The 13,565-nt window shown below is 66.1% G+C and carries 10 protein-coding genes, 1 tRNA gene and 1 pseudogene; 5 read left to right on the top strand and 7 right to left on the bottom strand.

The genetic code is table 11. From position 1 onward, the window contains the following. Positions 1 to 178: 178 nt before the first annotated feature. From C4N9_RS02665 to C4N9_RS02675, 3 genes are all read right to left on the bottom strand, one after another. A complete protein-coding gene (locus C4N9_RS02665; protein ID WP_109531770.1) occupies positions 179 to 685 on the bottom strand; it encodes a hypothetical protein in 507 nt (168 codons plus the stop codon). A gap of 260 nt (positions 686 to 945) precedes the next feature. After that, entirely contained in the window at positions 946 to 2,223 is a 1,278-nt protein-coding gene (gene eno / locus C4N9_RS02670) for a phosphopyruvate hydratase (protein ID WP_109531771.1), read from the bottom strand. Positions 2,224 to 2,329: 106 nt separating this feature from the next. After that, positions 2,330 to 3,277, bottom strand: a complete 948-nt coding sequence (locus C4N9_RS02675; protein WP_109531772.1) for a DMT family transporter — start codon at positions 3,275 to 3,277, stop codon at positions 2,330 to 2,332. 172 nt (positions 3,278 to 3,449) lie between these two features. Here C4N9_RS02675 and C4N9_RS02680 point away from each other — a divergent pair, with 172 nt between their 5' ends. Next, positions 3,450 to 4,334 carry a DMT family transporter gene (locus tag C4N9_RS02680; protein ID WP_168192100.1) on the top strand — a complete coding sequence of 295 codons (885 nt, stop codon included), beginning with the start codon at positions 3,450 to 3,452 and terminating at the stop codon, positions 4,332 to 4,334. A 35-nt stretch (positions 4,335 to 4,369) separates the two neighbouring features. On the opposite strand, the gene C4N9_RS02685 is transcribed toward C4N9_RS02680, so the two are convergent. Beyond that, positions 4,370 to 5,299 (bottom strand): nucleoside hydrolase, encoded by a 930-nt coding sequence (locus C4N9_RS02685; protein ID WP_109531774.1) that lies wholly within the window; start codon positions 5,297 to 5,299, stop codon positions 4,370 to 4,372. Between the two features lie 171 nt (positions 5,300 to 5,470). Between C4N9_RS02685 and C4N9_RS02690 the strand changes: the two genes are divergently transcribed. From C4N9_RS02690 to C4N9_RS02700, 3 genes are all read left to right on the top strand, one after another. After that, a complete protein-coding gene (locus tag C4N9_RS02690; protein ID WP_109531775.1) occupies positions 5,471 to 6,001 on the top strand; it encodes a flavin reductase family protein in 531 nt (176 codons plus the stop codon). Positions 6,002 to 6,099: 98 nt separating this feature from the next. Continuing rightward, positions 6,100 to 7,743 carry an asparagine synthetase B family protein gene (locus tag C4N9_RS02695; protein ID WP_109531776.1) on the top strand — a complete coding sequence of 548 codons (1,644 nt, stop codon included), beginning with the start codon at positions 6,100 to 6,102 and terminating at the stop codon, positions 7,741 to 7,743. Then, a complete protein-coding gene (locus C4N9_RS02700) occupies positions 7,724 to 8,857 on the top strand; it encodes a glycosyltransferase (RefSeq protein ID WP_109531777.1) in 1,134 nt (377 codons plus the stop codon). The genes C4N9_RS02695 and C4N9_RS02700 overlap by 20 nt, the downstream gene beginning before the upstream one ends. A gap of 1,307 nt (positions 8,858 to 10,164) precedes the next feature. Here the strand turns inward: C4N9_RS02700 and C4N9_RS02715 are convergent. The 3 genes and pseudogenes from C4N9_RS02715 to C4N9_RS02725 form a co-directional block, all read right to left on the bottom strand. After that, positions 10,165 to 10,779 (bottom strand): annotated as a pseudogene (locus tag C4N9_RS02715) (protein NO VEIN domain-containing protein); the annotation flags it as partial. Between the two features lie 389 nt (positions 10,780 to 11,168). Further along, a tRNA-Ser gene (locus C4N9_RS02720) sits at positions 11,169 to 11,258 on the bottom strand. A 137-nt stretch (positions 11,259 to 11,395) separates the two neighbouring features. Beyond that, positions 11,396 to 12,385, bottom strand: a complete 990-nt coding sequence (locus tag C4N9_RS02725; RefSeq protein ID WP_109531779.1) for a LacI family DNA-binding transcriptional regulator — start codon at positions 12,383 to 12,385, stop codon at positions 11,396 to 11,398. A gap of 126 nt (positions 12,386 to 12,511) precedes the next feature. Between C4N9_RS02725 and C4N9_RS02730 the strand changes: the two genes are divergently transcribed. Beyond that, entirely contained in the window at positions 12,512 to 13,564 is a 1,053-nt protein-coding gene (locus C4N9_RS02730; protein WP_109531780.1) for a sugar phosphate isomerase/epimerase family protein, read from the top strand. The last annotated feature ends 1 nt before the right edge of the window (position 13,565 follow it).

Raw genomic sequence — 13,565 nt, forward strand, 5'->3', positions numbered from 1 at the left:
CCAGCACCAGCACCAGCACCAGCACCAGCACCAGCACCAGCACCAGCACCAGCACCAGCACCAGCACCAGCACCAGCTTAGACCTTGTTACCCTCGCTGCCGACCTCCGTCGTTTCGAGCGAGGCCGCGACGCCAAGCAGGTGCACAGCCCATGCCGGCAAGCCCGGCGGGCGCGGTGTCAGACCTTCTTGTCCAGTGCGTGCGGCGGTTCGGCGCCGGTGCCAAGAAGGGGCGGGCTGCGCAGCCCGTCGTCGGGCAGGTCGACCGGCTCGCGCGAAGGGGCCGCGCGGTCGTCCTGCGCTTGCCGGGGCGGATCGGGTTCGTCGCCTGCGCCGGGCGCATCGGTGTGGGGCGTGTCGCGCGGGGCGGCACTGGCGGGGGGCTCATTGGCCGGCTCTGTCGGCGGCGTGGTCAGCCGTGAGCGGATATCCTGCAACACGTTGATATCGAAAGCCGGCGGCGGGCCGACCGGGCGTCCGGCCGGCACTTCGGGCAGCGCCTGGTTGCGCGCGGTGTCGGGGCGGTGCGCGGCGTCAAGGGGTTGCGGGGCGCGCGCGGTCAGGGGCGCGGATGCCGGCGCGGCATTGGTCGGCGCGTTCGCCGGGGCGGTGGGCGGCGGCGATCCGGCGGCGTCGCGCAGCGCGGGCGGCATCGTCGGAGAGATCGGCGAGAGGACGCTGGTCATCGTGAACTCCTCGTCAACGGGAAACCGTTACGGTCGGTAATGTCCCGGTGATCCGCAGGTCCTTTACGGGGAGGCCCGCGAAGCCGGGTGCCTTCGCTCCAGATAAGCCGATCGCGCTTAACACTCCCTTAACAGATAAAATTCGTTCGAAGTTTAGACCGACCAGACCCCGCCTGATACCTTGGCGCCCCAACAAAAAGCGCCGCGCAGGTTTTCCCGCGCGGCGGTCGTCAATTGGCGCCGTCCGTTCTGGGCGGCAATCAGCCCTTCAGGATCGAGCGGCCGGCATATTCCGCCACGTCGCCCAGCATTTCCTCGATACGGATCAGCTGGTTATACTTGGCCAGCCGGTCCGAGCGCGCGAGCGAGCCGGTCTTGATCTGCCCGCAATTCGTGGCCACGGCCAGATCGGCGATGGTCGAATCCTCGGTTTCGCCCGAGCGGTGCGACATGACGTTGGTGTAGCGCGCGCGGTGGGCCATATCGACGGCCCGCAGCGTTTCCGAGAGCGAGCCGATCTGGTTGACCTTGACCAGCATCGAGTTCGCGACCCCGGCCTTGATGCCCTCGGCGAGACGCGCGGGATTGGTCACGAACAGATCGTCGCCCACCAGCTGCACCTTGTCGCCCAGCTTGTCGGTCAGGATCTTCCAGCCGTCCCAGTCATCCTCGGACATGCCGTCCTCGATCGAGATGATCGGATATTGCGCGCAGAGCTTGGCGAGATATTCGGCATTCTCTTCCGAGGTCAGCGACAGGCCTTCGCCCTTCATCTCGTACTTGCCGTCCTTGAAATACTCGGTCGAGGCGCAGTCGAGCGCGAGGTAGATGTCCTCGCCCGGTTTGTAGCCGGCTTTTTCGATGGATTTCAGGATCAGGTCCAGCGCGGCGGTGGTCGAGCTGAGATTCGGCGCAAACCCGCCTTCATCGCCCAGACCCGTCGACAGGCCCGCCGCCGTCAGTTCCTTTTTCAGCGTGTGGAACACTTCCGAGCCCATGCGCACGGCGTCGCGGATATTGCCCGCGCTGACCGGCATGATCATGAATTCCTGGATGTCGATCGGGTTGTCGGCATGTTCGCCGCCATTGATGATGTTCATCATCGGCACCGGCAGGATCCGGGCCGAGGTGCCGCCCACATAGCGATAGAGCGGCTGGCCGCAGGCATCGGCGGCGGCCTTGGCCACGGCCAGCGATACGCCAAGGATCGCGTTGGCGCCCAGCCGCCCCTTGTTGGCGGTGCCGTCGAGCTCGATCATCGCGCGGTCGATGCCCACCTGATCGGTCGCATCCGCGCCCACCAGCGCCTCGGCCAGCTCGCCGTTGACGGCGGCAACGGCGTGCAGGACGCCCTTGCCCAGGTAGCGTGCCTTGTCGCCGTCGCGGCGCTCGACCGCCTCGTGCGCGCCGGTCGATGCGCCCGAGGGCACGGCGGCGCGGCCCATCGAGCCGTCTTCGAGGATCACGTCGACCTCGACCGTGGGGTTGCCCCGGCTGTCGAGGATCTCGCGGCCGACGATGTCGAGAATGGTGGTCATGATGCGCCTCTTTGGAAACTGGTTGGCGACTCTATACGGCAGCGCTTGTGGCGATGAAAGGGCGCCCCTGTGGCGTTACCGCTGCCGGTAGCGCCCGATTGACCGCTCAGGGCAGGGTTGCCGTTTCCGGGGTCGGAACCGGCTTCCGGTTGAGCCGGATCTCCCGCATCAGCGTATAGAGCCCGGCGCCCACGATCACGGCCGAGCCGATCAGCGTCAGCGCGTCGGGACGCTCGCCGAAGACGATCACGCCGATCAGCATCGCGAAGAGCAGGCGCGCATAGCGAAACGGCGTGGTCGAGGCGATGTCACCCAGCCGCGTGGACAGAACCAGCATGACATAGGCGCCCATGCCCACGGCCACGGTCAGCGCCATCAGCAAGGCTTCGACGGGCGTGGGCACAACCAGGGATTCGCCCCGGATCAGCAGCAGCAGGATCCCGCCCGGCACGACCGAGAAGAAGCCCCAGGCCGACAATTGCAGGGACGAGATCGTCGGATCGACCTTGCGCGTGGCGATGTCGCGGGCGCTGAGGAAGAAAACCGCCGCCAGCGGGATCAGCGCCAGCGCGTCGAAGCCCTGCGTGCCGGGGCGCAGGATCAGCAGGACGCCCCCGAAGCCCACAAGGATCGCGGTCCAGCGCCGCCAGCCCACCGATTCCTTCAGGAACAGAGCCGCACCCAGCGTCACCGCCAGCGGCATCGCCTGCAGGATCGACGAGACCACGCTCAGCGGCACCAGCGCGACGGCCAGGATCATGCACATGGCGGCGCACATCTCCATCACGTTGCGCATCAGCGCCGCGCCGCGGATCGCGCGAGGGTCGAGAAACCGCTCGCCCTTGCGGCGCAGCGCGACCCAGAAGGCAAGCGCGCCGCCCAGCCCCAGCGCAAGCCCGACCTCGCCTGGGGGGACACTGGCCGAAAGCGTCTTGATGAACGCGTCCTCGATGGCGAAGCCGCCCATCGCCGCCGCCATCAGCAGCGGCCCTTTCAGGCTGGAATTGCCGCCGGACTGATCCCCGGCCCGAGAACCGGCTTGGGAACTGGACATGGATCGTTCTCCTCTGGTCCGGACCGAATACCCGGGCGGGCAGGGGGCGGAAAGGGCGAAGTTGGGCCCCTGGTCCCCCGACGCGACGTTCCGCGCGCCATGCCCCGACCCGGGGTTGACCCCGGCCCGGATCGGCGGTTCAGTCTCCACCCTTAACTTGTGCAGGACCACCATGTCACCCGCAGAACGCCGCCCTCTCGATGTCCCGGGTTTCTGGATCATGCTGGGGCTCGCCACCCTGTTCGCCGCCAACAACCTGATGATCAAGATCGGCAATGACGGGCTGCACCCGGTTTTCTTCGCCGGGGTGCGGTCGATCCTGGCGGTGCCGGTGATCGGCGCGTGGATGGCGTGGCGCGGCTATTCGCCCCGCTGGGACCTGTGGCGCGGCGGTCTGATGCTGGGGCTGTTGTTCTCGTGCGAGTTCTTCTTCCTGTTCCTCGCGCTCGACAATACCTCGGTCGTGCGCGCCTCGTCCCTGTTCTACGCGATGCCCATCTGGCTGGCGCTGGCCGCGCATTTCCTGTTTCCGGGCGAACGCCTTACGCCGAAACGGGCCTTGGGTTTCGCGCTGGGGTTCTCGGGGGTGGTGCTGACCTTCGCGGGCAGGGGCAGCGTCAATGCGGGGGGCAGCGTCTGGGGCGATCTGGCGGCGGTCCTGGGGGGCATGAGCTGGGCGGGGCTGGTGATCGTGTCGCGGCTGAACCCGATCGGGCAAGCCCGGGCCGAGACGCAGATCTTCTGGCAAGTGCTGATCTCGGCCCTGCTGCTGACCGCCGCGGCACCGCTTTTCTCGGACGAACTGGTGCGCGATTTCGACGGCTTTCAGGCCGGTCTTCTGATCGTGCAGGCGGTGGGCGTGGTGTCCGTGGGGTTCATCACGTGGTTCTGGCTGATCGGGATCTACAAATCCTCGACCGTGGCCAGTTTCAGCTTCCTTACGCCCGTGCTCAGTGCCGGGCTGGGCTGGCTGGTCCTGGGCGAAAGCGTGGGGATCGTGACGCCCGTGGCGCTGGCGCTTCTGGTGGGCGGGCTTTTCCTGATCAACCGGCGCTGAGAGCGGGGAGGCGCGGGGCGCGCCGCCCGACAGGGTCAGAGCCGCGCGAGACGCTCGGTCAGCAGCGCGTAGAAGCCGTCCGCATCGCACGAACCCACGAAATACGCGTTCTTCGCCCGGTCCGTCACGCCCCACCAATCGGCGACCGTCATGCCCAGCGTCAGGTCCGAGACGGTCTCGATCTCGACATTGATCTGGCGGCCGCTGAACAGCGTGGGGTCGATCAGCCAGGCGATGGTGCAGGGATCGTGCAACGGCGCGCCCTCGGAGCCGTATTTCTCCATGTCGAACCGCTCGAAGAAATCCGTCCAGCTGGCGACGACCTCGCCCACCGGACCCAGCGCGCGCAGCGCCTCGATCCGCGGGCGGGTGGTCAGGACCTTGTGCGTCACGTCGAGCGGCATCACCGTGAGCTTGACGCCCGAGCGGAACACGATCTCGGCCGCCTCGGGGTCGACAAAGATGTTGAATTCGGCCGTGGGCGTGATGTTGCCCACCTGGAAATAGGCGCCGCCCATGATGACGATTTCCGCGATCCGTCCGGCAATGTCGGGCGCGCGGGTCAGGGCCGTGGCGATATTGGTCAGCGGCCCGATCGGCACCAGCGTGACATCGTCCTCTGCACGGCAGGTCTCGATGATGAAATCGACCGCGTGCTGGTCCTGCAAGGGCATGCGCGGGTCGGGCAGGGTGATCCCGTCCAGCCCGGTCTTGCCGTGGACATGCTCGGCCGTCACCAGCTTGCGCCTGAGCGGCGCATCGCAGCCCGCGAAGACCCGGACGTCCGTGCGCCCGGCCAGTTCGCAGACGATCCGCGCGTTCTTCGCCGTCAGCGGCAGCGGGACATTGCCCGCCACGCAGGTGATGCCCAGCACCTCGATGTCCTCGGGAGAGGCCAGCGCCAGCAGCAGGGCAACGGCGTCGTCCTGTCCGGGATCGGTGTCGATGATGATCTTGCGGGGCATTCAGGGTCCAATTCTTCAGAATCAGTGCATCTTTTGCGGAAGCGACCTGCCTAAGGCATTTCCCCCCTCCGTGTCGAGGGAGGTGGTCGCGGCGCGACGCAGGGTTATTTTGCCGCAAAATGGCCCGGTTTGACTGGCATACCGGGCGCAACACAGGCTAGGAAGACCGTAATGAGTTATGCACGCGCGGAGCGTATGAGCGACCCGACCGAGCCCGAGACCTTCGTACCCGGCGATGGGAACCAGCGTCAGTTCCGCGATGCGCTGGGCGCTTTCGCGACCGGAGTCACGGTGATCACGGCGCAATCGCCCATCGGCGCGCTGGGCATCACCGCGAACAGCTTCGCCTCGCTGTCGATGGACCCGCCGCTGGTGCTGTGGTCGCCCGGCAAGTTCTCGCGCCGTTTCGACGGCTTCATCGAGGCCGATCATTTCGCCATCCATGTGCTGGGCGCCGAGCAATACGATCTGGGCGCGCATTTCGCGCGGCAGGGCCACGATTTCGACCTGCCGGGCGTGGCGCTGAACGCCCAGGGCGTGCCGGTGCTGCCGGGTTGTCTGGCGGTTTTCGAATGTGCGCGCGAGGCCGTGCATGACGCGGGCGATCACGCCATCGTCGTGGGCCGCGTGCTGGCCGCGCGGCATCGGCAGGGGGCGCCCCTGGTGTTCCAGGGTGGCAATTACGGCGGCTTTGGCGGCTGATTTTCTTGTATTTCTGTTGTCCGGGAGCGAGGGAGGATTTACCCTTGCGTCAACCCGGCACAGACCGGGGCAAGCGAGTTCGGGCAGTGAAAGACAACATGACAGACGGTGCGTCCTTCGGCGCGGCCTCGTTCGAATCCCATCCTTGGGTCGATCAGGGCGATGCGGCGCCGTTCCTCTTCATCGACCGCACGGCGGGGCCGGGCGGCGCCCAGGCGATGGTGCAGGGGCAGGCGGTGGCGACGGTCGGGCACAAGATGCGCGTGCCGGGCGACGCACGGCCGCGCGGGCTGTGGGGCGCCTGGCGCTGGGACGGCGAGACGCTGACGGCCGAGGTCGACGCGCTGGGATATTTCACGCTCTTCGTCTATCAGAAGGGCGACCAGATCGGCGTCTCGCCCTCGATCTTCCAGCTTCTCGCGCATGGCGCCGATGCCGAGATCGACCCCGTGGCGCTGGCCGTTTTCCACCGCGTGGGCTTTTTCGTCGGCGGGGACACGCCGTTCCAGCATATCCGCGTGATGCAGCCCGCAAGCCGCCTGACATGGCGCGCCGGGCAGGCGCGCTACGAGGGCGGCGAGCCGATCCCGAAACCGCTCGACATCACCCGCGATCAGGCGGTCGAGGCTTTCATCGACCTGCCCCGCGCCGCGATCCGCCGCTTCCTGCAGGATTGGGGCGGCCCCATCGCGCTGCCGCTTTCGGGCGGGCGCGATTCCCGTCATATCCTTCTGGAAATGGCCCATCAGGGTCGGCTGCCCGATACCTGCGTGACCTTCCATCATGGCGGCAAGGTGATGAACGCCGAGGTGCAGGCGGCGCGGGCCGTGGCCGCGCGGGTGGGGGTGAAACATACCATTCTGGGCCATCCCCGCTACCGGATGCGCGACGCGCTGCGCGGGCTGTTGATGACCCAGCTTTGCGCTGACGAGCATGCGCAGATGATGCCGATGCACGATTTCCTGTCGGGCAGCGACTATTGCGCGGTGGACGGGATCGGCGGCGACATCCTGACCAATCCCGACGACTGGGCCGCGGGCTTCATGGAGCGCGCGCGTCGCGGCGACTGGGAAGGCATCGCGCGGGGCATGGCGGATGGCCATGGCGGCGTGATCAGCCGTCCGGGGCATCACGGCGGCGCCGGGGCGGTTTTCTCTCCCGACCTGGAAGAGGCCGCGATCGACCGGCTTGCGCGGGCCATCGCGGTCTACAAGGACGCGCCCGATCCCTATCAGTGCTTCTGGTTCTACCACCGCACGCGGCGCGAGATTTCCTTTGTCTCGACCGCCGTGATGGGCGGGGCGCCGATGGTCTTCTGCCCCTATCTGGATCCTGATTTCGTCGAGCTGGGCCTGTCTTTGCCGTGGGACGTGACTTGCGACCAGAAGCTGCATGACGACGCGATTTTCCGCGCCTATCCCGATTATGCCGACATTCCCTTCGCCTCGGGCTTCCGCAACCAGCCGCTGCCGCGCCTGCGCGCGCACCGGCTGACCAACGCGCTCGACAGCCTGCGCATCGCCGCGCTGACCGGGCGCGAGGGCGCGCTGTCGGGGATGCGCGCGGCGCTGAAATCCACGCCGCTCAAACGCGGCCCTTCGGATATCCTGCGCCTGCATGACGAGATGGTGCGCGGGATGGATCCGCAACGGGCGCGCCATCTCATGAGTCTCGACCGGCGCCTTCGGGCCGCCGCCCCCAAACGGCAGGAGCTGGTGAGCGATGTCCATCTCGGCGCTTGAAGTCCAGATCAACCGCATCCGGCTCTATGCCCGCCGCCGCCGCGCCGAAAAGGCCCGGGCGGGCGCCATGGACAAGCCCTTCGACGCGGGCGCGGGCGAGACGCTGTTGCTCGTCACCCAGCCCGAACGGATCCCGCAATCGCAGATCTACCCGTTCCACCATTACGCCGGTGACCTGAAGCGGCTCTACGGCGCGCAGGTGCGCGAGGCCGATACATGGGCCGTGCTGAGGGGCGAGGAACCGGCGGCAAAGGGCGCCAGCACCGTCGCCTTCCAGACGCCGTTCGATATCGGCGACGACGAGCTGCACAAGCTCGTCGAGACCCTGCGGGCGCAGAATCCCGGTGCGCGGATCGTCTGTCTGGACTGGTTCGCGCCGACCGACCTGCGCAACGCCGCGCGGATGGATCCTCTGGTCGATCTTTACGTCAAGAAACACGTCCTGCGCGACCGTTCGCTTTACGGTCAGCCGACGCTGGGCGACACCAACCTGACCGATTACTACAACCGTCGCTATGGCATCGACGAGCCCGAGCAATGCTTTGAGGTCCCGCCGGGCTTCTGGGACAAGCTGGTGGTCGGCCCGTCCTTTGCCACCGCGCCCAATATCCTGCCCGCCCTGATGGGCCGGATGCCCGGCGGACGCCGTCCCATCGACATGCATGCCCGCTTCGCCGTCGGCGGCACGCCGTGGTACGCAGGAATGCGCGGCGAGGCGGAAGAGGCGCTGAACCAATTGCCGGACCTCAATATCGTGAAGGGCGAGGGCGTGCCGCTGCCGCGCTTCATGGTCGAAATGACCAGCTCGAAGATCGGCTTCTCACCCTTCGGCTATGGCGAGGTTTGCTGGCGCGACTACGAATCCGTCATGGCGGGCGCGCTGCTGCTCAAGCAGGACATGAGCCATATCGAAACCGCGCCCGATATCTTCCGGCCGTGGGAGACCTATGTTCCCGTGGCCTGGGACCTGTCGGATTTCGAAGCGGTCACGCGCCAGGTGCTGGAGGACGACGCCTTGCGCGCGCGCATCACGCGGAACGCGTTCGACTTGCTGCACGACTGGCTGCATTCCGACGCCTTCGCCCGCGCCATGGCGCCGCTTTTCGGACGCTGAAGACGGGCCGTTCCTGAAAAGGGAGGCGGCAGGCACGGGGCCCGCCGCCGGGAACAAAGGATCAGGTCATTGCAAAAGGCTCACGTGGAGGAACCGCGACGCGCCTGACCGTGCCGGAAAGCGGGCCGGGTCGCCGACGATTCGACGCCAGATTACCCGCAACCCGGCGGCGTGGTCTTGGCCCCGGCGGAAGTCTTGCGGGCTGGACGGCAGAAACGGGCGATTTGTTAACCGACAGCCCGCAGGAACGGGCAGGGCGCGCGGGCTAGGACGACCTCTGCGCGGTCATCGCCTCGATCCGCGTCGTGCGCGAGGTCTGGCCGAAGCGCCGCCGATAGCTCGTGTTGAACCACGACAGGTCATCATCCTCGCTGGTGAAACCGATCTTCGGAACCCGTTCCTTTCCACAAAATCTGATCGCGCACGACGGCTTTGGGATCGGAACGGTGATTACGCAAACCCGCTTCGAGTTCGCCTCCGGCAAGCTTAGAGCATCGTCACCGCTGCGCGCCATTCGCCCAGCGCACCCAGCGGCTACGCCTCTCGCTTGTTGCGGCTCTGTTCCCTTTGAGAGCGATGGAAACAGGGGGAGAGTTTTTGGCGGAGTTGAAACTCAGGCCATTGGAAAAGCGTGAAGAAATTCGACCGAACCGAATTTGGCGAGGTTCGCCCGAACAGAGACGGAGGGCCATTCAGAGCCCGAAACAGGCCTGGCGCGCAGTCTCAGAGGTTCGCATGGCGGAGGCAAAGTCCTTTGAAAACACAACTATCTCAGCGCCGAAGGGGGCGCCTGTCCGTGTTCGCAACAGGGATGATGGCGGAGGGAAAGCGATACGCAAAAACTCCGCTCAGCGGGCAGGTTCGAATCCCGGCCACCTGCCACGTTTCTCCAAGCATAGCGTCCGATACGATTGCCTTCTCTCGCTCTCGCCGGGTGCGTTGACGGCTCTGCGCGGCCGCGGCTCCTTTGCGCACAGCGCCTCAAGACACTGACTTGCCTCTCTTTTTCTTTCACGCCTTCGTACTCCTGCAACCGCCGTGAGTTGCGAAGAAGGAGATGACGATGAAACCAAACTGCTTGAACCAGAAAGAACTGGCGGAACGCTGGACCATTTCGCACCGCACCCTGGAGCGGTGGCGGTGGGCCGGCGAAGGTCCTGCATACATGAAGATCGGAGGGCGCGTCGTCTATCGTATCGCCGATATCGAGGCCTTCGAACGCGACGTGATGAATGCCACTTCCGATCAGGGCGTCCCGGCCTACTGACACCGACCTTATCCTCCCAATCCTCGATGTCGCTACAAAGCTCGGGCGCATAGCTGGCGATGTCGTAGCCCGCGCCGTCGCCGTCCTCCTCCGAGACCCAGCGGACCTTGCGCGCCAGATCATCCCGTCCTGCAGCCTTCAGCGTGGCATGCTCATGGGCCAGGACGCGCTCCTCACCCGCGCGCCCAACGATGCGATTGCGCTCGTCCCGGCCCGCGACGTCGAACTTCCTCGCGATGTGCAGCATCTGATCCATCTCCTCTGGCGGAGGCTGGTTGGAGAGCGTGGGCGGAGGACCGATCCAGATCGGTGCCGCCTCGCGCAAGCCGTCCGCGGGCCGCATGCCTGGTAAGCGGCCGAGCCAGTCCGGATGCAGCTCCAGCCACCGCGCCACCGCGTCGACCAGCGTCATCTGGAAATTGAAGGCGGGCTTGTAGCCGGGGATCCAGTCCTCGCCGAGCCCCTTCAGCACCGCGCTGATGTTCTGGTGCTTGAACTCGACGGACCCCTCGGACCGGTCGTTCAGCAGCGGCAAGAGCGCCCGGCGGTGTTCGGCTTTGCTGTAGCGGCGCGCGGAGATGTCGTCGGCCAGCATCGCGAAGTAATCCGCGACGATCAGGTCGTTCTCTTCATCTGTCCACGCCCTGTTCGACATTGCGCCAGGCTATGGGCGTGAAGTCTGTTTGTCATCAGAGACTTCTGGCAGGGTTCTGGCTCGCTTCGAACGCTGCCGCCTGCCTTCGGGATCGGCCGCTACGGAACCGTCCTCCCGACCGTCCTGCGCTTTCGTGTAGGTCTCCGCCATCAGATTATGTCGCGAACGGGACGACCCCATGAACGCGGCAACCCATTGGAAATGCGAGGATGTTTCACGCCGTCCCGTGACCACCGAGGGGCGCTTGAAGAGAGACACGGGCCATTCGGAGACCCATTCTGCGTCAACCGCTGAGTCTCCGAAGGGCGGACGACCTTGCCAACGCCCTTTGAAACAAAAAAGAAAAAAGGCCCCAATCGGGGCCCTTGGACGCATTCAGTAGCTGAATGTGGCGGAGCGAGAGGGATTCGAACCCTCGAGACGGTTTCCCGCCTACACACTTTCCAGGCGTGCGCCTTCGACCACTCGGCCACCGCTCCGTGGGCGCAGCAATACCGGTGCGGGGCAGGCAAGGCAAGAGGGGGGAAGCTCGGTCGATGCGGGATTGCGTCAGCTGGGTGGCGTCGGCTCCGGCGCAATAGTGTCCATGCTTATCGTCAGCATGGATCGTATTCCCTCAGCCCTGCAGCGGAGCGGTGGAGTGGCGCACGACGAGATGGGCGTCGATCAACTCTCGACCGGGGGCGAGGGGGCGGTGTTCGGTCAGGGCGGCGATCAGTCTTTGCGCGGCGAAGCGGCCAAGGCGCACGCGGGGCTGGTGGATCGTCGTCAGCGCCGGAATATAGTGATCCGCGAAATCCACATCGTCGAAACCCACCACGCTGACATCATCGGGAACCGAAATCCCCATACGGTGACACTCGGCGATAAAGCCGAAGGCGCATTCATCTGAGGCCGCGAAGACCGCGCTGGGACGGTCTGGCCGGGATACCCAGTCCCGCGCCGCACGCGCCCCCGAGGCCATGGTGAAATCGCCCGCCGCAATCGACGCTGCGACACCGCGTTGTGCCGCGCTGGTCAGGAAGCCGTCGCGCCGGGTGACCGCCAGCACGTTCCCCTCGGGCCCGGCGATATGCAGCACGCGCCGGTGGCCCAGATCGGCCAGATGATCCACCGCCAGCCGCGCCGCGGCTGCGTTGTCGATGGCGAGCCCCGGCAGCGTCGCGCGCGTGTTCCATTCGCACAGCTCGATCACCGGAAGACGCCAACGGGCGAGGATCTCGGGGGCGAGCGAGCCGTCGAGAAGGATGATGCCGTCGGCGCGCCCGTCATGGCCCAGCGCCTCGATCCGGCCGGCCTCGGCGCGGCTGTCCGAGACCTGAACGCTTAACCCCGCTGACCCGGCAACCTCTTGAATTGTCGCGATGATCCGACCGAAAAACGTGTTCGCAAGGTTCGGCGCCAGCACCAGGATCGAGCGTGCGCGCCGCTGGCGCAGATCGCGCGCGGCTGTGTTGACGCGGTAGCCCGTCGCCTCGACCGCGGCCATGACCCGGGCGCGTGTCTCGATCCCCACGACCGCCGGATTCGACAGCGTCCGGCTGACCGTCGCGGTCGAGACGCCGGCCGCGCGGGCCACGTCGGCGATGCGGATGTTCTTGTTCATGACGCATCTGGGGACGCCAGCGCGCGCCTAAAGTCAAGGCTTGCCAGACGGCATGAGGTGCGATGTAATCGATTACACGACGTCGATTCGCGGCTGCAAGACCGCCATTTGACGCAGGGAGGATATATGAAGACGATCAAGGGCCCGGCCCTGTTCCTCGCGCAGTTCGCGGGGGACGAGGCGCCGTTCAACTCATGGGACAGCATCACCCGCTGGGCCGCCGATTGCGGCTACAAGGGGGTGCAGGTGCCAAGCTGGGACGCGCGGTTGATCGATCTCGCCACAGCGGCCAGCAGCAAGGATTATTGCGACGAGTTTCTCGGCGTCGCCCGAGACAACGGCGTCGAGGTGACCGAACTTGCAACCCATCTGCAGGGCCAGCTGGTCGCGGTGCATCCGGCCTATGACGCGGGTTTCGATGGCTTCACGGTTCCCGAAATGCGCGGCAATCCGAAGGCGCGGCAGGAATGGGCCGTCGACCAGGTCAAGAAGGCGCTCAGCGCATCCGTAAACATGGACATCAAAGCCCATGCGACGTTTTCGGGCGCGCTGGCCTGGCCCTATCTGTACCCGTGGCCGCAGCGGGCGCCAGGGCTCGTCGAGACCGCGTTTGACGAGCTTGCCAAGCGCTGGCTGCCGATCCTGAACCATGCCGAGGAATGCGGCGTCGACATCTGTTACGAGATCCACCCCGGCGAAGATCTGCACGACGGTGTCACGTTCGAGATGTTCCTTGAGCGGGTGAGCAATCACGCGCGGGCGAACATGCTGTACGACCCGTCGCACTACGTCCTGCAATGCCTTGATTACCTTGATAATATCGACATCTATGCGGACCGGATCAAGATGTTCCATGTCAAGGATGCCGAGTTCAACCCGACCGGGCGGCAAGGCGTCTATGGCGGGTTCCAGTCCTGGGTCAACCGCGCCGGGCGCTTCCGCTCGCCGGGCGACGGGCAGGTCGATTTCAAACAGGTCTTCTCGAAACTCACCGCTGCCGGCTTCGACGGCTGGGCGGTGGTCGAATGGGAATGCTGCCTGAAACATCCCGAGGACGGCGCGCGCGAGGGCGCGGCCTTCGTGCGGGATCACATCATCCGTGTGACCGAGAAAGCGTTCGACGATTTCGCCGATGGGGGTGCGGACGACGCCGCAAACCGCCGCATGTTGGGGATCTGAG

It is taken from the genome of Pararhodobacter marinus, assembly GCF_003122215.1.
Taxonomy (GTDB): domain Bacteria; phylum Pseudomonadota; class Alphaproteobacteria; order Rhodobacterales; family Rhodobacteraceae; genus Pararhodobacter; species Pararhodobacter marinus.